This is a genomic window from Herbaspirillum frisingense GSF30, assembly GCF_000300975.2.
GTDB classification, from domain to species: domain Bacteria; phylum Pseudomonadota; class Gammaproteobacteria; order Burkholderiales; family Burkholderiaceae_D; genus Herbaspirillum; species Herbaspirillum frisingense.
Map to the genome: position 1 here is coordinate 48,042 of NZ_AEEC02000026.1, position 22,314 is coordinate 70,355.

At 61.3% G+C, this 22,314-nt stretch carries 19 protein-coding genes; 14 read left to right on the forward strand and 5 right to left on the reverse strand.

What is annotated here, in order from left to right:
* The first annotated feature begins 204 nt into the window (after positions 1 to 204).
* The 3 genes from HFRIS_RS17130 to HFRIS_RS17140 all read left to right on the forward strand — a co-directional run bounded on the left by HFRIS_RS17130 (position 205) and on the right by HFRIS_RS17140 (position 3,156).
* A complete protein-coding gene (locus tag HFRIS_RS17130; RefSeq protein WP_006464687.1) occupies positions 205 to 1,014 on the forward strand; it encodes a substrate-binding periplasmic protein in 810 nt (269 codons plus the stop codon).
* Between the two features lie 233 nt (positions 1,015 to 1,247).
* Positions 1,248 to 2,771, forward strand: coding sequence for a methyl-accepting chemotaxis protein (locus HFRIS_RS17135; RefSeq protein WP_006464688.1), 1,524 nt, complete (start codon positions 1,248 to 1,250; stop codon positions 2,769 to 2,771).
* Between the two features lie 4 nt (positions 2,772 to 2,775).
* Entirely contained in the window at positions 2,776 to 3,156 is a 381-nt protein-coding gene (locus HFRIS_RS17140; RefSeq protein WP_006464689.1) for a helix-turn-helix domain-containing protein, read from the forward strand.
* A gap of 188 nt (positions 3,157 to 3,344) precedes the next feature.
* On the opposite strand, the gene HFRIS_RS17145 is transcribed toward HFRIS_RS17140, so the two are convergent.
* Positions 3,345 to 3,593 carry a DUF3297 family protein gene (locus tag HFRIS_RS17145; protein ID WP_006464690.1) on the reverse strand — a complete coding sequence of 83 codons (249 nt, stop codon included), beginning with the start codon at positions 3,591 to 3,593 and terminating at the stop codon, positions 3,345 to 3,347.
* A gap of 259 nt (positions 3,594 to 3,852) precedes the next feature.
* Here HFRIS_RS17145 and HFRIS_RS17150 point away from each other — a divergent pair, with 259 nt between their 5' ends.
* The 4 genes from HFRIS_RS17150 to HFRIS_RS17155 all read left to right on the forward strand — a co-directional run bounded on the left by HFRIS_RS17150 (position 3,853) and on the right by HFRIS_RS17155 (position 6,766).
* On the forward strand, positions 3,853 to 5,235 hold the full coding sequence (locus HFRIS_RS17150; RefSeq protein WP_039876190.1) for an iron-containing redox enzyme family protein: 1,383 nt from the start codon (positions 3,853 to 3,855) through the stop codon (positions 5,233 to 5,235).
* Between the two features lie 245 nt (positions 5,236 to 5,480).
* A complete protein-coding gene (locus HFRIS_RS25960) occupies positions 5,481 to 5,603 on the forward strand; it encodes a hypothetical protein (protein WP_255411918.1) in 123 nt (40 codons plus the stop codon).
* Between the two features lie 235 nt (positions 5,604 to 5,838).
* A complete protein-coding gene (locus HFRIS_RS25605) occupies positions 5,839 to 5,997 on the forward strand; it encodes a hypothetical protein (RefSeq protein ID WP_166758255.1) in 159 nt (52 codons plus the stop codon).
* A gap of 4 nt (positions 5,998 to 6,001) precedes the next feature.
* On the forward strand, positions 6,002 to 6,766 hold the full coding sequence (locus HFRIS_RS17155; RefSeq protein ID WP_006464692.1) for an SOS response-associated peptidase: 765 nt from the start codon (positions 6,002 to 6,004) through the stop codon (positions 6,764 to 6,766).
* 25 nt (positions 6,767 to 6,791) lie between these two features.
* On the opposite strand, the gene HFRIS_RS17160 is transcribed toward HFRIS_RS17155, so the two are convergent.
* Positions 6,792 to 10,562, reverse strand: coding sequence for an autotransporter domain-containing protein (locus HFRIS_RS17160; RefSeq protein ID WP_161625983.1), 3,771 nt, complete (start codon positions 10,560 to 10,562; stop codon positions 6,792 to 6,794).
* A 344-nt stretch (positions 10,563 to 10,906) separates the two neighbouring features.
* Positions 10,907 to 12,007: an alkene reductase gene (locus HFRIS_RS17165; RefSeq protein ID WP_006464694.1), complete on the reverse strand. Its 1,101-nt coding sequence runs from the start codon at positions 12,005 to 12,007 to the stop codon at positions 10,907 to 10,909.
* 237 nt (positions 12,008 to 12,244) lie between these two features.
* Between HFRIS_RS17165 and HFRIS_RS17170 the strand changes: the two genes are divergently transcribed.
* Positions 12,245 to 13,144, forward strand: a complete 900-nt coding sequence (locus tag HFRIS_RS17170) for a LysR family transcriptional regulator (RefSeq protein ID WP_006464695.1) — start codon at positions 12,245 to 12,247, stop codon at positions 13,142 to 13,144.
* A 189-nt stretch (positions 13,145 to 13,333) separates the two neighbouring features.
* On the forward strand, positions 13,334 to 13,966 hold the full coding sequence (locus HFRIS_RS17175; protein ID WP_039876195.1) for a LysE family translocator: 633 nt from the start codon (positions 13,334 to 13,336) through the stop codon (positions 13,964 to 13,966).
* A gap of 50 nt (positions 13,967 to 14,016) precedes the next feature.
* On the opposite strand, the gene HFRIS_RS17180 is transcribed toward HFRIS_RS17175, so the two are convergent.
* Both HFRIS_RS17180 and HFRIS_RS17185 read right to left on the reverse strand, forming a co-directional pair.
* Positions 14,017 to 15,042, reverse strand: coding sequence for an acyltransferase family protein (locus HFRIS_RS17180; RefSeq protein WP_006464697.1), 1,026 nt, complete (start codon positions 15,040 to 15,042; stop codon positions 14,017 to 14,019).
* A 593-nt stretch (positions 15,043 to 15,635) separates the two neighbouring features.
* Positions 15,636 to 16,205: a TetR/AcrR family transcriptional regulator gene (locus HFRIS_RS17185; protein ID WP_006464698.1), complete on the reverse strand. Its 570-nt coding sequence runs from the start codon at positions 16,203 to 16,205 to the stop codon at positions 15,636 to 15,638.
* 145 nt (positions 16,206 to 16,350) lie between these two features.
* Between HFRIS_RS17185 and HFRIS_RS17190 the strand changes: the two genes are divergently transcribed.
* The 5 genes from HFRIS_RS17190 to HFRIS_RS17210 all read left to right on the forward strand — a co-directional run bounded on the left by HFRIS_RS17190 (position 16,351) and on the right by HFRIS_RS17210 (position 21,553).
* Complete coding sequence (locus HFRIS_RS17190; RefSeq protein WP_006464699.1) at positions 16,351 to 17,037, forward strand: glutathione S-transferase; 687 nt, start codon at positions 16,351 to 16,353, stop codon at positions 17,035 to 17,037.
* Between the two features lie 400 nt (positions 17,038 to 17,437).
* Positions 17,438 to 18,424: an MBL fold metallo-hydrolase gene (locus HFRIS_RS17195; protein WP_006464700.1), complete on the forward strand. Its 987-nt coding sequence runs from the start codon at positions 17,438 to 17,440 to the stop codon at positions 18,422 to 18,424.
* 153 nt (positions 18,425 to 18,577) lie between these two features.
* Positions 18,578 to 19,186, forward strand: a complete 609-nt coding sequence (locus tag HFRIS_RS17200; protein ID WP_051110934.1) for a TetR/AcrR family transcriptional regulator — start codon at positions 18,578 to 18,580, stop codon at positions 19,184 to 19,186.
* 40 nt (positions 19,187 to 19,226) lie between these two features.
* The gene (locus tag HFRIS_RS17205; protein WP_039876198.1) at positions 19,227 to 20,663 is read left to right on the forward strand and encodes an MFS transporter; all 1,437 of its coding nucleotides are present in this window, start codon (positions 19,227 to 19,229) and stop codon (positions 20,661 to 20,663) included.
* Between the two features lie 131 nt (positions 20,664 to 20,794).
* Positions 20,795 to 21,553, forward strand: a complete 759-nt coding sequence (locus tag HFRIS_RS17210; protein WP_039876214.1) for an SDR family oxidoreductase — start codon at positions 20,795 to 20,797, stop codon at positions 21,551 to 21,553.
* Positions 21,554 to 22,314 lie beyond the last annotated feature (761 nt).

Sequence of the window (22,314 nt, forward strand, 5' to 3'; positions counted from 1 at the left end):
ATCCATGCCCGGATCTGGTGCGCCCTGATGGGTCTGCAAGCTCCGTCAGGCGACAAACACGGCTGTCGCAAAATCATCGCCGTACTGACTTCCTTGATCAAATTCATGCCGACGCCTGCTGCAATCGGGTTATGCTGACCTGATCACACCAGCCAATGACGCCGCTACGGGGGACGTCATGATGATGCAAGGAAGGGGGACAGCATGCATAGATTCCTGCCAGCGATGCTGCTGGCGACCATGGCCGTCACGGTCCTGCCGCTGTCGGTGCAGGCCGCCGAATGCACGAAGGTCGTCATCTCTGCCGATTCGGATTACGCACCTTTGCATTGGTACGACGGCAAGCGCCTGACCGGCGCCAGCATCGAGATCGCCACCCGCGCACTCAGTGCGCTGAACATTCCCTATGAGGTCCGCTATGTCGGGCCTTTTCACCGCGTCCTCAAGGAGGCCGAAAGCGGTGAAGTCGCCTTGGTCTCTTCCCTCAAGAACACGCCCGAACGCCAGCAATACCTGGCCTATGCCTCGGTGCCGCTGTTCCGCAACCCGATCGCCGTGTTCGTGGCACGCAACAATCGCTTCTCCTTCAGCGGCTGGAAGGACCTGATCGGCAAGCGCGGGGCCATTACGCTAGGCAACCAGTTCGGTGGCGGCTTCGACGAATTCATGCGCGACAACCTCATCATCGAGACCGCGCAGAAGGTCTACATGAATTTCAGCAAGCTCGATTCGGGCCGTATCGACTATCTCATCACCGGTTACTACAGCGGCATGATCTACCTGAACCAGACCGGCCAGTCCGAGAACTTCATGCCGCTGCGCCCCTTCGTCAGCGAGACCGACAATTACATCGCCATGAGCAAGGCCAGCCCCTGCGTGAAATACCTGCCACGCATCAACGCGCAACTGGAGGCAATGCAAAAGCGCGGCGAATTGCGCGCCGTCCTGCAGAGCTTCGAGACTGACTTGCGCATCGATCCGGCCAATCAGGACGAGCCACCACGGCCGCGATAGACCAGCACCCGGTGCCGGCGCGGGAAATCCCGGTTTGAAGCCGGAAAGCGGCTTTGTTCCGCCCAAGGCCACCGTTGCTGCCGGGTTACATTGTCATCAGCGCGGACGCTGCCGTCCCCGGCAGGGCGCGGAAGCGTCCACATCCACATCAATGCTCACACGCAAGCCTCGCCACAGAACGAGGCAGTGCGAGCTTGCCATTTATCCAAGAATCCAAGAGACGGAGAGGCCCCTTGAAGCTGCGTACCAAAATCATCTGGCTGTGTGCCACCACCCTGATCGGCATCCTGGTGATCGCCGCGGTCTCGCTGACCACGCTCAGGCGCACCATGATGGAAGAACGCGAGGCGCAGCTGTCCTTGCTGGTGACCCTGGCCAAGGCGGCGGCCGAAAAGGCGCAGGCCCAGGAGCAGGCCGGCAAGCTGACCCGCGAGCAGGCCCAGGCCCAGGCCAAGATGGTCATCGGCAGTTTTGCCAAGGAGCAGAACTACTACTTCGTACGTGGCTACAGCGACGACTTCAACTACGTGCACCCCAATCCCAAGCGCGTGGGTATCCAGGACAAGACCGCCAAGGAAGATGGTGATCGCTACCGCGCCGCCCTGCAGGGTAAGGAAATCGGCCTGCTCATCGCCGAAGGCACGCGTCCCAATACCACCGAGAAGGTGCAGAAGCTGTATGCGGTGACCCGCTTCGCGCCGTGGGACTGGACCATCGGCTTCGGCGCCTACATCGATGACATCAACCAGGCCTTCTATCGCAATGCCCTGGTCCTGCTGTTGCTGGGGGCGGTACTGATGGGTGCCATTGCCACCATGGCCGCCTTCATCCTGCGCTCCATCCTGCGCCAACTGGGCGGCGAGCCGGCACGGGCGGTGGAGATCGTGGAGCAGATCGCGCAAGGGGACCTGTCCACCGCCGTGGCGCTGAAGGCCAACGACCGCCACAGCCTGCTGCATTCCATTGAAACCATGCGGCGCAGCCTCTCGGGTATCGTCCAGGGCGTGCGTCAGGGGACGGACACCATCACCACCGCTTCCGGCGAAATCGCCGCCGGCAATCTGGATCTGTCGTCGCGTACCGAGCAGCAAGCCAGCGCGCTGGAGGAGACCGCCTCCTCAATGGAAGAACTCACTTCCATCGTGCGCCAGAATGCCGACAATGCCAGCCAGGCCAACCAGCTGGCCATCACCGCCTCCGGCGTGGCGGCCGATGGCGGCAAGGTGATCGAGCAGGTGGTGGGCACCATGGCCGACATCAACAGCGCCTCCACCAAGATTGCCGACATCATCGGCGTGATCGACGGCATTGCCTTCCAGACCAACATCCTGGCCCTGAACGCAGCGGTGGAAGCGGCACGGGCCGGCGAGCAGGGGCGCGGGTTTGCGGTGGTGGCATCGGAAGTGCGCAATCTGGCCCAGCGCAGCGCCCAGGCCGCCAAGGAAATCAAGGGCCTGATCGAGGATTCGGTCGGCAAGGTGGACAACGGTTCGCATCTGGTCGAGCAGGCCGGCCGCACCATGCAGGAAATCGTCACCAGCGTGCGCCATGTGGCCGACGTGGTGGCCGAGATCAGTGCCGCCAGCCGCGAGCAGAGTGCCGGCATCGAGGAAGTCAACCGCGCCATCACGCAGATGGACCAGGTGACCCAACAGAATGCCGCGCTGGTGGAGGAGGCCGCAGCAGCGGCGGCCTCCATGCAGGACCAGGCGGCCCAGCTGGCGCAACTGGTGACGGTGTTCCGTCTGCCGGGTTGAGTCGGTGGGTTCCCGTCCTCTCGCCTCTGGCAGCTCCGGCGCACCGGCCTATCGCCAGCTTTCACCCGAGCAGGTGCAGCAGGTGCTGGACTATATCGATGCCAACCTGCAGCGCAATATCACCGTGTCCACCCTGGCGGCGATGTGTCATCTTTCATCCAGTTGCTTCAGCCGGGTCTTCAAGGCCAGCACCGGCTACACACTTTGCCAGTGGATGATGCGCCAGCGATTGCAGCGCGCGCAGGTGTTGCTGGCGGAGCCGGGACGCACGGTGGTGGATGTGGCCATCGCCGTGGGTTTTCATGACCAGAGCCATTTCCTGCGCCAGTTCAAGCGCATCACGGGAACGACGGTACAGGAGTGGCGCCAGCGGTCGCTGACATGACGTCGCCTGTTTCCCGGATCGCCAGATTGACGAATCGACGGAATCGATGCGCGGGCATTGATTCATCTGCAGCAGAGATTAATCTTGCGGTTCGCCTAGCCAGCAAAAAAGCCCGCAGTTGCGTTGCGGGCCTTTGTGTTGTTGAGCTGGAATGGCTGTGATCGGCAATATCAACGATATCAGCGATCTCAACGATAGAAGGGTTCGACCCGCCCCTTGAGCTTGGACATCATCGGATTGCCCTTGCGATCCAGTGCGCGGCCGGCGGGAATCTTGACCCAGCCTTCGCTGATGCAATATTCGCTGACGTTGTTCAATTCCTTGTCGTTGAGCTTGATGCCGATGTCGTGCTCGAAGATGGCGGCATCGTAATGCGGGCTGCGGGGATCGACGCTGAGGCGGTCGGGGAGGGCGGGGCGTTGTGCGGTATCGTTCATGGGCGCGATTATCGGATATAAAAACGGGCAAGACAATTATTTCATATCCGCAAGCAGGCCTGTATTGCCGTCGTGCCAAGCCTTGCTCTCGCACCTTCCAGTCCCAGGTCTTCCTTCCCACTGACGGAGCTCGCTGCGCAGGCGTGACGTCGTCCTACTATCCGCAGGGCATTTTCCGACAGCAAGGCTGGCCGCTCGCCGATAGCGCTGCCGCCCCTGGCATCGCATCCTTGGGGCCTCTGATCTTGCGCGAGGATGTATGCGATCTACTGTCGAGGAAATGCAGGCCGCCGAATCGGCCGCCCGGGCCTACCGTCCACAGGCCGATGAGCTTGTGCCCAGCCTGCTGCATGGCAAGCTGTTGGCGCCCGCTCCCGATGCAGACGCGCTGGCGTCGGCCCGTCAATATCTGGAGCAGCAATTGCGGGCCGCCGAAGCGCTGCCTTGTGATCTCCCGGAAGATGCCCACGCGCTGGCTGGGTGGATGGAGCGGCGCGCGGCTGATGTCGGCCAGGCTTATGCCGCTTATCTTCAGAAGCGTCAGGCTGGGGCGCCGCGTCGCTTTTTCAGCGGCAAGGCGCATGCACTCAATTTTCTGCGCCGCGTGGCCCCGACCAAGCTGGTCGATGGCGCCTGGCTCTACAGCGCTCTGGAACGCTGGCGCGACCCGCTGTTCCGCCCGTTGATCCTGACCTATCTCGAAGAGCTGGGTGATGGCGACCCTGCCATGAACCACGTCAGCCTGTACCGCAGCCTGCTGGCCGCCCATGGCGGAGAACCGGCGCTGCCCCTGTCCGAACCTCATTACGTGCAGGGCGCGCTCCAGCTGGCGCTGGCCTACCACGGCGGGCAATACGAAGCGGAGATGTTCGGCTTCAACCTGGGCTATGAACAGTTGCCCCTGCATCTGCTCATTACCGCCTACGAGCTCAACGAACTGGGGATCGATCCCTACTATTTCACCCTGCACGTCACCATCGACAATGCTGCCAGCGGACATGCGCGCAAGGCCGCGGACGCCGTGGCCCAGGCAGCAACACAGGCAGCCGATCCGCAACAGTTCCTGCAGGGCGTGCGGCGGGGCTACCTGCTCAACGACCTGGGCCTGAGCACGATGGATGTGATCAATTCCTTCGACCTTGAGCAGGAGGTGGTGAGCGTGATGCAGGAAAAGGCGCAGTTCGGCCGGATGATGCATTCCGACTACTGCCGCATCGGTGGCAAGACCGTCAACCAATGGCTGGAACAGCCGGACGGGATGGCGCGTTTCCTGGAAGAATTGACCAAGGCCAGCTGGATAGTGCGGGCGGCGCCGGCAGAGGAAAGCCGCTTCTGGCGACTCATCGATGCGCCGGGTGGGCAGATGTTCGGTGTCTTCGACGATTACGAAAAGCAAACCATCCGTGAATGGATAGAAACAGGCTGGAGTGACGCCAAGCGCCAGCCCAGTTATCGCGCGCTGGCACGCGGGCGCCAGGTGGAGTCGATGGCGCCGCAGGGCGGGCCACGCGGCGTCGTTGGCTCAACCCAGCAGCTCGATGCGCTGGTGGAGCAGATGTCGCCTGGCCGCCATCACTTCGTGCCAGGACTGGAAGCGACACGGCGCTTCAGCGCCCTCTACCGGACAGCATGTGTGGCATGACGGTGTGGCAGGAAAGCACGGATGGCATGCGCAATTCCCGTCGAGCGGGAGTGTCGTCCTCAAGGAAACGGACGGGCATCGCCCCGGCTCGGCTATAATTGCCGGCCTTGATCCGCTCAAGTCAGGTTGTCAGCGTTCCCACGCGGCAACGGTCACAGCGGACCATGCCTGATCGCCGCGCCGCAAGTCGCGGCCTACCCCACATCTGTCATTGGATCGGCCCCGCGCCGGTCGTAGGAGAAATCATGAACATCCGTTCCAGAAAACGCCTGGTCTATCGTCGCCACCGCATCGGCATGCTCATTGCCGCCATTGAAGCGCTGATGGCGCTGGAAGAAGCCACGCTGGAAGCCAAGAAGGCAGCGTAAGCGTTCCAATACGCCCAGAAAAGACCGGCCCGAGAGGCCGGTTTTTTCTTGCCTGGCCGGATATCCCCGCCTGATGTCAATTGAAACAAACGCGTGAACTCCTGACATCGATGTGTAACTGCGTCGCCTCAAGATACACCCATGCCGAAACGCAAACGCAAGCCCGGATGCATATCGGCAGCAAAGCCCCACATTGACGACCCGTCACCACATTGACATTGAATTGGAGAACATCATGCGCATCTTCAGCACCCTCTTCACCGGCCTGATCCTGACCCTGGTTGCCACCGCTGCCCGCGCCGACAGCATCTTCACCGGTGCCATGGACTACGAGTCGCCGCTGCCCATGATCCTGCACGTCGGCGGACGCCTGATCGGCCGGCTCTTCAGCTGAGGCAATGGGTGGTGCCATGGCCGGCCGCGTGCCGGCCCACGCCCCGGACCTGGTCTGCTATGGCACAATCAGCCGCCTTCAGCGTGAGAAACCACCCCGCATGTGCGTCAACTACAAGCCCACTCCCAGATCCGAGATCACCACCCTGACCGGGGCCGATACCAGCGCTACCCCGGACTGGCCCGACGAGACCTGGCAGGACTATGCCGCGCCGATGGTGCGTGCCGGCCTGGAAGGGGAGCCCGAACTCATCGTCGGTACCTACGGCATGATGCCCCGGCGCAAGCTGCAGCCCGGCCTGCAGATATCGACCATGAATGCCCGTGCCGAAACCATCGGCGAGAAGCGCAGCTATGCCGGCCCCTGGCGCCAGGGCCATACCTGCCTGTTGCCGATGCAGTGCTTCTATGAACCGAACTATGAATCCGGCCGCGCCCAGCGCTGGGCCATCGGCATGGCCGACGACCAACCGTTCTGCGTGGCCGGCCTCTGGCGCGCCTGGGAAGAGGCCGAGGGCGGCTATGCTTTTTCGTTTACGCAGATCACCATCAACGCTGACCAGCATCCGTTGATGAAGCGTTTTCACAAGCCTGGAGAGGAAAAGCGCAACCTGGTCATCATCCCGCGCGCGCACTATCAGCAATGGCTCAATGCCGGCACGCCCGAGCGCGCAGTGGCGATGCTGCTGAACTATCCGGCCACGCAGATGAAGGCGTGGCCCGCGCCCAAGGCGCAGGCCGGCGGGCAGCAGAGCGGCTTCCTGTTCTGAGTGATTCGCACTGCTGCCCAGGGAGTTACCAGCGATAACGCCAGCCCGCCACCACGGCGTGCTGGGTCTGCAGGTCGTTCAGGCCCAGGTTGTAGTCAAGGAACAGGCTCGACGCCTGGCCCAGCTTGCCGGATAGGCCCGCTCCCAGCACCAGGCCGTCGCGCTTCTGTTGCAGGCCGGCGACCTGGAAGTTGACGCCCGGCGCGCCCTGGAAGGAGGCATTGAGGCTACCGCCGGCATCCAGCCATTGATGGCTCCAGAAGGCGCGCAGCTCGCTCTGCAGCTTGCCATCTTCGCGCAGGGGCAGGTGCCAGCGGGCACCTACCATCGACACCGCCGAGCGTGAAGTCTGTGCACTGGCATTGAGGCCGAGCGCACCGGCACCGGTTTCGGAGAAGGCATCCTGGCGCAGCAGCGTGCCTTGCAGCGAGACCAGCGGCTCGAACACGTAGCTGCCGCGATCGATGCGATAGCTGGCCTCGGCATGCAGGCCGAGTTCATCGCCGTTGTAGTCACCGGCCGCGCGCGAGACATCATTGCCGATCACGATGCTGCGCTGGGTAGCGTACTGGTTGCGGCCATAACCGACGATGCCCTTGAAGCGCCAGTCACCGCTCTGGTACTGCGCGTACACGGCGACCTGATGGCCTTCCACCTTGGCGCTGTCGCCGGCGGTGTTGTAGGCCAGGCGGGTATTGTCGTAGTGATAGGCCAGGCCCATGCTCCAGCGATCATCCAGCACCCGTTCCACCCCCATCAGCAGACCATTGCTGTTGCTGGTGTAGCCGGCGGCATTGCCGTCGGAGCGGGTATTGCCATGGCCGCCCGCAACCTGCGCCCAGGCGCCGCCATCCTCGCGCACACGCAGGGGCCACAGACCGCTGCTGCCATTGCTGCTGTCGGTCATGGTGGCGGCGCTGTACTGGTAGTCATAGCGATCCGTCTCGGCGGAGGCCAGTTGCAGCTGGCTCATCGCAAAACCGCTGCCGCCGGAGAAGGCGGACCCGCCGCCGATGTTGCGGTTACCCAGGGTCTGCAGCGATTGGCCCATCAGGCCCAGCGTGGACAGGCCCTGATAGGCGCGCCCCCCCAGGCTCTCGAAGGCGCTGCGCGCCTGCGCCGCCGACAGGCCGTCGATCAGCGCCAGCTTGGCGCGCATGGCGCTGGACAGGCTTGCCAACTGGCCGGCCTGGGTCAGGGCATTGGCCACGCTGGCCTGGTTGCCGGTGGTGGTGACCGAGGCATAGCTGTTGCCATTGCGCGCCATCGTCAATTGCACCGCATTGCCGATGTAGCTGACCGTAGGCGAGACAAAGGCGAAGTCGCTGCGCACGGCATTGAAGCTGCCGCTCACGGTGCCGCTGGTCGACAGGATGGTATAGGGCGTGCTCAGCGCATAGGCGCCGCTGCCGGCGGCGATGGACAGGCTGCCGGCCAGGGCGGCATTGCCGTTGACCTGGATCAGGCCGCCGCTGCCGTCGGCGCTGGTGCTGACCTGGGTGGTGGCGCCGTCCTGCAGGTTCAGATTGCCCTGGACCGTCAGCGTCGAAGTGCCGGCCGTGGCCAGCGTGCCACCGGCGGCCACCGTGGTGCTGCCCACCGTGCCGGTGCCGGAGAGGGTGCCGCCACTGTTGACGCGCACTGTGCCGCCCAGCACGCCATTGACGCTGAGCTTGCCGCCATTGACATTGGTGCTGCCGGCGAAGCTGGTCGAGTTGCCGCTGAAGACCGTTTCGCCGGCCAGCTGGTTGATCGTGCCGTTGCCCGAGATGGCCGCTGCCAGCGTGTAGTTGCTGCTGCCGCTGGCATTGTGGTTCAGGTTCAGCGTACCGTTGCCGGCGCCGAAAGCCAGCGATGTGGTGTCGAGCTGGCCGGGCGCGGCTGCCGTGCTGCCAGGCGCGGCACCGACGTTGAGGGTACCTGTGGAACCACTGCTGGTGGCGATGCGGATCACCGAGGCGGTAGCGCGCGCACCGTCGCTGATGGTCAGGGTGCCATTGCCACCGGCCCCGACATGCAAGGCATTGGTGGTGATCCAGGCCGAGTTGGCACCGGTCAGCGTCACGCTGCCGTTGCTGTTGGCATTGTTGGCGATATAGCTGCGGTTGCCGGTGACCTGGCCGCCATCGGAGATGGTCAGCGTACCGTTGCCCAGACGACCGACGTTGACGTCCGAGCTGCTGCTCCAGGTGGAGCCGGCCCCGGTCACCGTCATGGTGCCGGAGGCGCCATTGAGGTCGCCCAGCAAGCCCTGCACATCGTTGATACGGCCACCGGCCGAGATGACTACGCTGCCCGTGGCGCCATTGTTGTGGCCGACAAAGAAGTCTCCCGAGTGGTTCCAGACCGAGCCGCTGCCAGTGACCAGGGCGCTGCTGTTGGACCCCGCTTCGGTTCCCACATAGCCATCGGTGCTGGTGACGTTGCCGCCTCCCGAGATGGTCAGGTTGCCATTGCCGACGTTGCCCACGTAGAGCACGCCGGTGTTGATCCACTTGCTGCCGCTGCCGGACACGGTGACATTGCCGCTGCTGCCGGCCAGGTGGCCGACCAGGGCGCCGGTATCGGTGACTACGCCGCCATTGCTGATACTGAGGTTGCCGCTGGCGCCGTCGCCGTAGCCGATCGACAGGCGATCGCTGGCGGTGAAGTTGGCATTGTTGACCGTGAGCGTACCGCGCGCGCCAGTGATGTCACCCAGATGCACGACCGCGGCGGTGGCATTGGCACCACCGCTGACGGTGAGCCATCCGGTACCGCCAGTGGAACCGGAGCCGGCGTCACCGCCCACGGTGAGGTTGCCCGCCGCCAGCGAAGAACCGGCGCCGCTGACATTGACGCTGCTGTTGGAGGTGTCCTGGCGCCCGATCACCGTATTGGCGCTGCTGACATTGGCACCGTCGCTGATGGTGAGGTTGCCATTGTTGACCGTGCCCACGAAGAGCGAACCGGTATTGGTCCAGCGACTGCCGGCGCCGCTGATATTGACGGTGGACAGTGTGCTGCCGGCGGTACCGATCACGCCGGTGACGGAATCCACCGTGGAACCACCGGTAATGGAAAGGCTGGCGCTGCCGCCACTGCCGACTGTGAGCCGGTCGCCGATCAGCCATTGCGCCCCGTTGATCAGGCTGGCGCTGCCATTGCTGCCGCCGCCGCTACCCAGCACCACCGAGCCGCTCATGTTGACGACACCACCATTGACCTGCATCGTGCCGACCGCCCCGGTGTTGCCGATGACCAGGCCGTTGCCGATCAGGCTGCTGTCGGTATTGATCGTGAGGTTGCCTACGCCACCGCTGGCACCACCGACATAGGTGGTACCGCTGATGTTGGCGACCGCACCGGCGTCAAGCGTCAACGATCCGACGCCATTGAGGCCGACGGTCGCATCGCTGCTGCTGTTGAGCCTGGCGCTGCCATTGGTGCCGCTGCCGGTGACGGTAATGGTGCCGTTGGAACCGTTGCTGTTGCCGATCAGGACCGACGAGGTGTTCAGCGTCGCCTGGTTGATCTGCAGGTTGCCCACCGTACTGCCGCCGACGGTCAGTGCCTGGATGGTGGTGTTGCTGGAAAGCACCGGATCGACGCCGGGATAGGCATTGATGACCGCAGCATCCGTGGACGTGGGTGCTGCCCCCGTCCATTGCCAGTTGCTGTCGTTGGTCCAGTTGTTGTCGACGTTGCCGGTCCACGACGCCACCTGGGCGTGCGCGGCGCTGCCGATCAGCAGCAGTGTTGCCAGTGCACTGACTGGCAACGGTCTTGCATGAGCGAAGCTGCGCTTCGATTGCATGATTCCCCCCCTGGGTAGAGGCTGCCTGTTGCCGACATCTCTTAGCGGATGAGCTGGCGTTGCAGCCGATGCTTGTTGTTGATTGATCTTTACGGAAACCCGCAAGGATTTTACAAGCATCAAAACGAATTTTTGGCAGGAGAGATGATTTTTTGTGATCTTGCGCACGGGGGAGGCATGATCATTCCCGTTGACCGGTACTTCGGTTTCACTTGGCGGGATTGCGGCGTGGCCGTACGCAGCTCTGGAACAGGCTTGGGCAGGGCAGGGAGCGGGCTTCAGGAGACGGCGCTGCCGTCCCCATCAACATCACGGGCGACGGCAGTGCCAGCCAGGTCATCGAGTCAGGCAGCCTGGTAGGTCGGATAGTCGGTATAGCCTTCGGCGCCGCCACCGTAGAAGGTGTTGCGGTCGGCCTCCGCCCAGGGGGCGTCCAGACGCAGACGTTCCACCAGGTCGGGATTGGCGATGAAGGGGCGGCCGAAGGCCACCATGTCGGCATGCCCCGAGGCGACCGCATCCATCGCCATCTGGCGCTGGTAGCTGTTGTTGGCGATGTAAAGGCCACCGAAGGCGGCGTGCAGCTTCTTGAAATCGAATTCCGATGCTGCGTTGCTGCCCCGGGTCTGGCCTTCGACGCAGTGCAGATAGGCCAGGCCCAGCTTGCCCAGTTGCTCGGCGTAGTACAGGTAGGTACGCTCGGGATCGCTGTCCAGCGGGATGTCACCGGCCGAGCGGGTCAGCGGCGACAGGCGCACGCCCACGCGATCGGCACCCCAGATATCGGCGACGGCGGTGACCACTTCCACCGGGAAACGCACGCGATTTTCCAGCGAGCCACCGTACTGGTCGGTGCGGTGATTGGTGCTGTCGCGCACGAACTGCTCCAGCAGATAGCCATTGGCCGAATGCACTTCCACCCCATCGAAGCCGGCTTCCTTGGCCAGCCGCGCAGCGTGGCGATAGTCCTCCAGCAGGCGCGGGATTTCGGCAGTCTCCAGAGCACGTGGCATGGAGGGCCTTGCCTGCGTCTGCGACTCCAGGAATACCAGCTCACCCGCCTGGATCGCCGAGGGGGCGACCGGCGCTGCGCCGTTTTCCTGCAATGAGCTATGCGAGACCCGGCCTACGTGCCAAAGCTGGTTGACGATCTTGCCACCTGCTGCGTGGACCGCATCGGTGATCTTGCGCCAGGCCGCGACGTGTTCCTCGGTGTAGAGACCTGGGGTGAAGGCATAGCCGCGGCCTTCGCGCGAAATATTGGTGGCTTCGCTGATGATGAGACCGGCCGAGGCGCGCTGGCGATAGTATTCGATGGCCAGTTCGCTGTGCACGCCCTGCATGTCAGCGCGTGAGCGCGTCAGCGGAGCCATGGCAATGCGGTTGGCGACGTCGATGGCGCCGATGCGGGTGGGGGAAAACAGATCAGATCCGGTGTGCGACATGATGTTGACTCCTTCTGGTGAGGTGGTGATGGTCGTCATCATCGGCAATGGGAAGAAATTCGGCCAATTTATTATTGATAAAACAGATTTATCGTAGACAATATATCTAGAACTCATTTCATAAATAGTCGTGAGATGCGTTCTGGTCAGAAAGGGCGCTGGCCGCGTTGCGCTCCTTGCACTTCATCCCAAAGGGGACTCGCTCGCACTCGCGCCTATTTATGAAATGAGTTCTATATGAAATACGACCTCAACCTGTTGCCGGTCTTCGTCGCCCTGATGGAGGAGCGCAGCGTCACGCGGGCCGCCTCGCGACTGGGCATGACGCAGGCAGCTTTGTCCAATGCGCTGGCCCGGCTGCGCCTGACCCTGCAGGATCCCCTGTTCATCCGCGAGCGCTACGGCATGCGCCCCACGCCCAAGGCTGAATTGCTTGCCCCCGCGCTGGTGGCGGCACTGGCGTCGATGGATGCGGTGGTATTGGGCCAGCAGGCCTTCGAACCGGGGCACGCCGATCACCTGATCACCATCGCACCCAACAGCTATGTCGAGTTTGTCCTGGTGCCGCAGCTGGTGGCCCGCCTGAGCGTGGTGGCGCCAGGTGTGCGCCTGCGCACCTTGCCTTTCGGCACCGACCTGGCCGAGACCGGCGTGAGTTCAGGCGATACCGCCATGGTGCTGGGACGCATCAATGACGCCCCGGATAACCTGGTGGTCCAGCACATCGGCGAGGATGGCCTGGCCTGCGTCGTACGGGCCGACCATCCGCTCATCGGCACGCGCATCGGCAAGCGCCAGTATGAGCGCATGAAGCACGTCAACGTGCTGCCGCCCGGCCGTCTGCGCACCGGCCTGTTCCAGGCGCTGGAGCGCAGGGGCCTGCGACGCGAGGTCACCGTCTCGGTCACGCATTTCGCCTCCATCCCGGAGATCGTGGCCGCGACCGATTACTGTGCGACCCTGCCCATGCAGATCTGCAAGCGACTCGTCCACGATACCCGCTTGAAGGTACTGCCGGCGCCAGTCGATCTGGGTACTTTCCCGCTGCACATGGCCTGGCACGTCCGTTATCGCGACGATCCGGCGCATATCTGGTTGCGCAAGCTGGTGGCAGAGGTGGCGCAGGCCCTGGGTTAAGTGCCGGTAATCGGTGGAAGTGACGGCGGGGCGTTTTCAGGGTGTAGACGAGGGGCGGGCGTCGGTGCGCGTAGCATTTCCGACTAACGCGGTGATGTCCTGCCGATTGCCGATAGGGCGATCGCTTGTATCATTGCGGCTCCTGCCTTCGCCGATGAAGGTTTTTCCGAACCCCCAACTGGTCACATCATGCCTCTTGATACGCTCCTGCTGTTTGTACCGGCCTGCTTTGCATTGAACATGGCTTTCGGGCCGAACAATCTGCTGTCCATCACCATCGGCGCGCATTACGGCTTGCGGCTGGCAATTCTGGCTTCCGTCGGGCGCGTAGTCGCCTTTGCGATCATGATCGCCGTGGCCGCGCTGGGCATGGGAGCATTGCTCATGGCGTCGCAACTGGCCTTCACGGTCTGCAAGCTGCTGGGCGCCGCCTATCTGGTCTGGCTGGGTTTCAAGGTCTTCTTTTCCAGGGCGACGCTGTCCGTTGACGGTCTTGCGGGGGAGCAGGCGCGCGGCGATATCCGCACCTTCATCCGCAGGGAATTCCTGGTCGCCATCGGCAACCCCAAGGCGATCCTGGTCTTCACTGCCTTTTTCCCGCAGTTCGTGGTTCCCGGCAATTACTGGGTCAGTTTCCTCATCCTCGGCGGGATCTTCCTGAGCCTGGAAGTGGTCGCGATCGCGGCCTACGCCTATGCGGGCAGCCGGCTTTCCGGCGTGATCCAGAATGCCCAGGGGCTGCGCTGGATGAACCGCATCAGCGGCGGCACCATGATTCTGTTCGGCGCCATCCTTGCGCTGGCCAAGCGGCCTGCTGCATAGCGTCGTTGCAGCGTCAGGACGCTAGCGCGAGCATTCGTGTCAACAAGGTATCAAGCAGTATCGGTAAAAGAGCGGGTAGCGCGGGCTGCATATTTGTCTTCGATTCGTTGGCTCATGGCATAGCCAAAGGCCTGGCACGGGATTTCAATATAGCGGTAACCCAGATAGCCGAGCAGGACCATGAGTGGCAGGAAGAGGTAGCCTCCGCCATAGTCGGACATCAGGGCGATCAAAGGTGTATGGACCAGATACAGCGAGTACGAGATTTTTCCGACCCAGACCACCCATTGCGGATAGAAGTCATTGTTTTTCAGCGAGATGATGACAAGCAGACTGCAGATGATAACGACCGAGGCATGGAAATGCGGTATTGGTATGGCCGAGTTGACGCCTAGGGCAATGACCAGCAGCGGCACCCATTTGGGTGAGATTTTCGGCAGGTGATCCCGATACTGGTAAATGAGACAGCCGGCTATCATGCCGTCGATGCGGAACCACGCGTTGAGCATCAAAGGAGCTGATAGGGCCCACACCGCCACATACAGGACCACCAATACCAGTGCGATTCTGCGGCGGAACAGGAAGATACCCAGCAACATCACATAGAACCATTCTTCCAGGGACAGGCTCCAGTAATATCCGAACACCCCGCATTCGGATACCTTCACACACTTGAAATACAGGTAGAGATTTGCGTACTGGAAAAGCACAGCAATCGCGTGATGAATGTTGTTTCTTACCGAGCCTGTGTGAGTACCACCTCCCACAATGACTACTACGGTCAGCCAGAATGCCAGCCAAAAGAACGCAGGCCCCATCGTGCGGCACCAGCGACGGCTAAGGAATATGAATGCAATGGCCGAGCCAGTCTGCCGTTGGGTGATGCGATCCAGTGAGGCCGATACCAGATAACCGCTCAGCACGAAGAAAAGGTCAACTCCAAACCATCCCGAGAACCAGTGCAAATTGATGTATTGCGTCTGCTCCGTCCCCAGCGGAGAACTGGCCCAATGTGCCAGTATGACCAGCAGAATGGCGCATCCCCTGACCGCATCCAAATTCTTGTTATGTTCCATTTTTACTTTCTTGGGTAATGCCACCGATCCGAGAGCTAAGTGGGATTACGTTCTTCCGGTAGGAAATACCGGTTTGCATAGTGCGTCTGGCTTCCTGCCACGATCGGGTGACCTCGACCTCATCTTTGCCCCCCACGCTGAGTGGCATCCATCACGCATTTCCCTCTTCGTCGCAGGATGGAACGGCAGTTGCCCCACATATGGAAAAGGGTTCCAGGCACAGGCCAGGAACCCTTTTGAATCGGAGTCGGGACGAGCGTCGACTTACGGGAGTGCGGCACTCTTGCCAAAAATAAGCTGTTTAGTGGCAAAAAAATTATAGCGTAAAGAAAGATTGATTGAAAGCAGCCAGCTCCGGGTGTGGTGCTGGCTCTCACTGGATCGGATTCCGATCATTTCGCCAGTGGAGTTGCGAGCCAGGTGGAGAAATCGATGCGATGCGTCGGTACGGGTTTGCCGATGGCCATGATGGTTCTGAGCTGATCCTGTTGTCGTCTCCGGTACAGCGCCTGCTGATCAGCACAATTGCGTGCGCCCCTGCCCGACCGCTGGAGTTCGTTGCAGACTGGAAGAACCAGCGGCCAGCGCTCTCTTCAGGGAAGCAGTCCCGCTTGACGATATCCCTCGATAATCTGGTCATAGACGGCGATGTCCCCTTGCCCGCGCGCGATGAGCTGGGCGCCTTCGATTGCCGCAAAGATCGCCAGGGCCCGGGTCCTGGCCTGCTTGAGTTCTTTCGTGCCGTGGCTGCCTTGGGCCAGCAGCGATGCGAGCCAGTCGACATTCATCTGATTGAATCGGTCAAGTTCGGCGCGCACTTCAGGAGGGAGATCGTCATGCTCGGCTGACATGATGCCGCACAGACACATGCGGTTATCGTCCGCCAGTGCGGCCCGGAAGATATCGGTGTACTGCTGCACGGCGGCCTTCACGCTCTTGCTGCCTTCCCGGATCGTTCCCAGAAACTCCCGCCCATCCTCCGTATAGCGCTGCGCCAGCGCAGCCGCCAGGTCGCCCTTCGTCGGGAAATGGTAGTGCACGCTCGCACTTTTTATCCCGACTTCGGCCGCCAGCTCCCTGAAGCTCAATGCGTTGTAGCCCCTGGCCTGGACCGCTTTGCGGGCGACGCCCATGATGATTTCCCTGGTATCGGCTGCGTTCATTTGAATCTCTCTATCGATAGATAGTTGTTGACAGCGGAATTGTACTCCCCTAGCATCTACCTATCGATAGATAGATAATTAGATTAATTGATTGATTAATCAATAAATCAGCGAATCGATAATTCATAGACAACAGGAGCTCAACTTGAAAATATATGACCGTCCCGGTTTCCCCAATCCCGCCCGTATCCGCATTGTCCTGGCAGCTAAAGGACTGGATCACGCCGTCCAATTCGAGTCGGTGGATCTGATCGGTGCCGAACACAAGGGCGCGGCCTTCCTGGCCAAGAACCCGTCCGGGGTATTGCCGCTGCTGGAGTTGGACGATGGCACCCTGATCGCAGAAAGTACGGCCATCACCGAGTACCTGGACAACCTCGATGGCAACCCTATCCTGACCGGCAAGACGCCCAAGGAGAAGGGACTCATTCACATGATGCAGCGACGCGCCGAGAGCGAATTGCTGGATGCCGTCGGCATCTACTTCCATCACGCCACACCGGGCCTGGGCGAGGCCCTGCAGCAGTTCAAGAGCCCAGGCTGGGCGCACCGCAAGGAGTGGGGCGAGCGCGAACGTGACAAGGCGATCCGAGGTATGCATTATTTTGACGGCGTGCTGCGCAGCCAGCCCTTTATCGCCGGGGAAAACTTCTCCATGGCCGACATCACCGTGTTTGCGGGTCTCGCATTTGCAGATGCGGCCGGTATCCCCGTCGATGAAGAGCTGACGGCACTGCGCCAGTGGCGCGTAAAAGTGTCGGAGCTGCCGGCCGTCAAGCAGCGTAGTGGCCAGAACTTCGAGGCCGACGATCTACGTCGCATGGGCTTCTAGGATCGCATAGCCGCCTCGCGCAATATCTCCAGCGAGGCCGGATCGGGACGCATCATCTCGATCCGGCCTTCTGTCCCTTGTGTCCCTCGTGTCAGCCGTCACGGTAACGTCTGCATCCGCGATGCGTGATGCGTGATGCGTGATGCAATACCTTTCGCCTATCCTTTCGTATAACTAGACACTCCCTCCTGCACTGTCCACACTGCGCCCTGTGGCAGAGCTGCAATGGGGTCTCGCGCCGTCGATCGGCGCAGTGCGACCTGCGCCCTCGCAGCCTCGCTTCGTCCATCGATCCTTCTGGCCGGTAATGGCATCGTCCCGATCAGTCGGACGGCTATCCATGCATGCCTACCGCGTGCCGGAAACGGTCGGCTTCAATGACCCTTTGAGGAAAACAACAATGTCCACTTCCCTTCGCCAGATCCGCGCATGCTCGCTCACCCCACTGCTGCGTCCTCTCGCTGCTGCCGCCATGACATTCGCCATGGCCCAGGCAGCGCATGCCGAGGCACCGATGCTGAAGAATCAGCCGGGTTTCTATCGCACCATGATCGGTGACATCGAAGTCACCGCACTGTCGGATGGCACCAACCATCTGCCAGCCGGCAAGATGCTCAAGGGGATCAGCAAGGAAGATCTGGACAAGCGCCTGCAGGCAGCTTTCGTCACTGATCCGGTGGAGACATCGGTCAATGCCTTCCTGGTCAACACGGGCAAGAAACTGATCCTGATCGACACCGGAGCCGGTGGCGTGCTCGATGCCGACAGTGGCCACCTGCTCACCAGCCTGAAAGCGGCAGGGTATCGCCCGGACCAGGTGGATGAGGTCTACCTGACCCACCTTCATCCCGACCACGAAGCCGGTCTCACGCACAAGGGCAAGCGCGTCTTCCCAAAGGCCGTCGTGCGGGCCGACAAGAAGGATGCCGACTACTGGCTCAACCCGGCCAACAAGGCCAAGGCCAGCGCCATCAACCAGGAATTCTTCGAGGTCGCGGAGAAGTCCCTCAAGCCCTATATCGCGGCCGGCAAGTTCCGCCCCTTCGAGGCTGACGGCGAGCTGCAGCCGGGTGTGTCCAGCGTGGCCAACTACGGTCATACCCCTGGTCACAATGCCTACCTGGTCAGCAGCAAAGGCCAGCGCCTGTTGATCGTGGGCGACATGATCCATGTGGCGGCAGTACAGTTCCCGCAGCCGGATGTCACCATCGGTTTCGATACCGACGAACATGAAGCCATGGGTGATCGCCGCAAGGCTTTCGATGCGGTGGCAGATGCCCGGGAACTGATCGCGGCCGCTCACCTGTCCTTCCCCGGCATTGGACATATCGTCAAGGATGGCAGCGGGTATCGCTGGGTGCCGATCAACTACGCACTGGCGCGCTGAGCGTATTGATCGTTGCGATGATGTGACCATCGACCAGAAGCGGCTCCCATCGGCGAGCCGCTTTTTGCTGTTGGCAACGTCCGCCAACAATTTCTACTTGCATCAATAAATCGCAGTCGGTATTATTCGGAATCATTCGGTTCCAAATATTCCATGAGCTTATCCCATCTCCCATCAGGACCAGGACGTCCGCGCGAATTCGAGATCGATGCCGCCGTCGAATCGGCGATGCAGGTCTTCTGGACGCGTGGTTACAACGGCACGTCGCTGGTCGACCTGATCGATGGCACCGGGCTGTCACGGGGCAGCCTGTACAAGGCTTTCGGCGATAAGCATGGCTTGTTTCTTTCCGCACTCGACCGCTATATCTCCCAGTCGCTGGTCCGGCTGCTCAGCACGCTGGACCAGCCAGGATCGGCCAAAGCCGCGATACGGGAAACCCTGATGCGCCTGGCGGAAATGTCTTGCCGCAAAGAAGGGCGTCGCGGCTGCATGCTGGTCGCAACGGCGATGGAAATGGTGTCACACGACGATGATGTCGCCGAGCGAGTCAAGACCATGGTCGACCGTATCCGTCATGCGTATGCCAAAGCCATTGCGCGTGGGCAGGCCAGCGGGGAAATTCCCGCGCACCACGATCCACAGACCTTGGCAACCGTGATCGTCAGCCTGACTCACGGCATGCGCACGCTCGGAAAGGTAGGAGCAGTAGACAAGCAAATGACCGCTGTCGTCGAAACGGCGATGCGGCTGCTCGACTGAATTTTTTTTCTCAATTTGGAACCTAACGGTTCATAATTAAATGAATACTCTCACTACCTCTTCGCACGCAGAGCATGTGCCCCATCCGCGTCGATGGCTGGCATTTGCCGTCTTGCTGGTGGGGGCCTTCCTGCCGCCGCTGGATTTCTTCATTGTCAATGTCGCACTGCCGTCCATCCGTACCGGTCTGGGTGCCGACCATGCCGAGATGCAATTGGTGATATCCGGTTACGCCGCCGTGTATGCGGTGTTCCTGATCACCGGGGGACGGCTGGGAGACCTGTACGGGCGCAAGAGGGTGTTTCTCGCAGGTCTGGCGGGATTCGGCCTGTCGTCGCTGCTCTGTGGTGTTGCGCTTACGCCTGCCATGCTGATCGCCGGCCGGCTGCTGCAAGGCTTGAGTGCAGCGATCATGGCGCCGCAGGGGCTGGCATCGATTCAGGCGCTGTTTCCCGAGCGGGAGAGGGCGCGGGCGCTGAGCATGTACGGCGCGACCATCGGACTGGCAGCGATTGCCGCCCAGGCGCTCGGTGGACTGCTGATTGCGGCCAATGTCGGCGACCTGCAATGGCGGGTCATCTTCCTGATCAACCTGCCGATCGTGGCGCTCGTGTTCCTCGGCGGAATTCCCCTGTTGCCGGACACGCGCAGTTCACATCCGGCACGGCTGGACCGGATGGGCGTGCTGCTCTGTGCACTCTCGCTGGGCCTGCTGGTGGTGCCACTGGTGAAAGGGCCTGAGGCCGGCTGGCCGTGGTGGACCTGTCTCATGCTGCTCGCCTCACCGGGGTTTGCGGTTGCGTTCTGGCGCTACGAGCGGTGGCTCACGGAGCGCGGTGGAACGCCGTTGGTCGCACCTCAGTTGGCCGATGCGCCTGGCCTGGTGGTGGGGATGACCGGAGTGTTGTTCTTCTATGTGGTCTCGGCCTTCTTTCTCACCTTCTCGATCTATCTGCAGGAGGCGATTGGAATGAGCGCATCTGCGACCGGCTTGATGTTTGTGCCGTGCGGACTGGGCTTCCTGATCGGGCCCTTGACGACACCCGCCGCCGCGCGCCGGTTAGGACGCTGGACCCCGGTATTGGGGATGGCGCTGGAAGTCGTCGGCTGCCTGATTCTCAGTGCAGTGGTGGCTTCCACACCCGCTGCGCGGGCACCGGCACTGGCAGGCGTCGTGATCGCGCTCTCGCTGATCGGATTCGGGCAGGGGATCGCCGTGCCCACGCTGGTGCGATCGGTCATCGATCTTGCGCCGGCCGGTGGTTCCGGCATGTTGGCCGGGATCGTGAATTCCGCTTTGCAAATCAGTGCGGCCCTGGGCGTGGCTGTCATCGGCAGCGTGTTCTTCGGTCTGGCGGGTTCCCGCCATACGCCATCGTCCCTGGCGCATGCCTTCAGCTGGGCGATGGTATATGTCGCCGCCAGCCTGACGATCGCGGCGCTGTTGGTTGCACGTGCATCGCGTTACCGTCGGTAGATGGTCACGGAAAAACTCTTCCACCACGCTGCACGAAGGCCAGAGCCAGAGCCAGACCGCAGCGCGGTCCCGCGCATCTCTGTAGCGATGCAATGTAAATGCTGTCCCACTTGATCACGATAGGAATCTCGATGTCTTCTCAATTTTTGAATCACGTCTCTGTTGTCACCGGCGGCTCGACGGGAATTGGATTGGCGATCGCGCAAGGCCTGCTTGCGCAGGGCGCCAAACGGGTGTACGTGACAGGTCGCTCACGCAAGAGTCTTGATGAGGCCCTTAGTGTTCTGGGGGACTCAGCGGTGGCGGTGGTGTCCGACGTCTCCAGGCTTGCGGACCTGGAATATCTGAAAGCCGAAATCGAAAAGCGCGGTGACCGCCTCGATTCGATTTTCGCCAACGCCGGCATCTGCGAGAAACACCCCTTCGGGGCGACCGCCGAGGCGGATTACGACCGTACCTTCGATATCAACGTCAAGGGCGTGTTCTACACCGTGCAGACACTGCTCCCCCTGCTGTCGGATGGCGCTTCCGTGGTGCTGACATCCTCCATCTGTTCGAGCAACGGCATGGCTGAACTGAGCGTCTATAACGCCTCCAAGGCGGCAGTCCGCTCCTTCGCGCGCACCTGGACCAACGATCTGCGGGCACGCAAGATCCGCGTCAATGCGCTGAGTCCGGGGTTTACGCGCACGCCGTTGATGGACAACAGCCTCAAGCTCGACCACGCGCAGATCGATAGCCTGAAAGAGTATGTCTCCCAGATCACCCCATTGGGTTACATGGCTGATCCGGCCGAGATTGCGAGTGCCGGGTTGTTCCTTGCGTCTTCTGATGCTCGCTACATTAGCGGGATTGAACTGACGGTGGATGGAGGTCTTTCTCAGATCTGAGCATTCCAGCGGATGGTAGGGATCGGTAGATCGCTGCTGGTTGTAGTGTGGTGTTCACGCTTGCCGGATAGGGAGGCTGCCGAGGAGACGCTGATTTTGATTTGATGCTGTAAGAGATCGCTCATGGTTTCAAGTACTCGGCAATTTGGGAGAGAGACCTAAAGCTATTGGAGATGCATTTAAGAAAAATTCTTTTGGAAGTTGTCACAGACGACATCGTCCAGCCGTCTTGGAAGGAGCGGGATTTCGACATTGAACCCGCTCAACCCGACTTCAAGAAAGAATTTATAAAACGTCCGAATTGGTTTCAAGTTTCCGGTTTTGTATGAAGCCGCTTGCGAAGGCTTAGCATTTAAGGGTGGAGGGCAGGCCTTTCATACCTGCATGGTCAAATAGAAAAAGGGTTCGGGCGAATGCCTGGAACCCTTTATGCGCTGGTGCCGATGGACGAAGTCGATCTGTCGACCTACTTATTATGAATCTGCGGGGAAAACTATAAAAATCAGTAGGTTACGGCGACATTTTCTCCGCAATGCAGAAGATTTGCAGCTCGCAGACCAATTACCGCGTGACTCGATTTGCAATTGCGGAGCAGTAATTTCGTTGCCGAACGCGAATGCATTTGCGATTACTGAATCACTTGTGATGTCTGGCAGTCGGCTGCACACCTTCTATTGCTAACAAGAAAATTCCAGCAGGATTGCACGGGTTTTTGTTTTGCCCACCCTCCTGTACTGTGAATAATTTGTGAGAAATTTTTA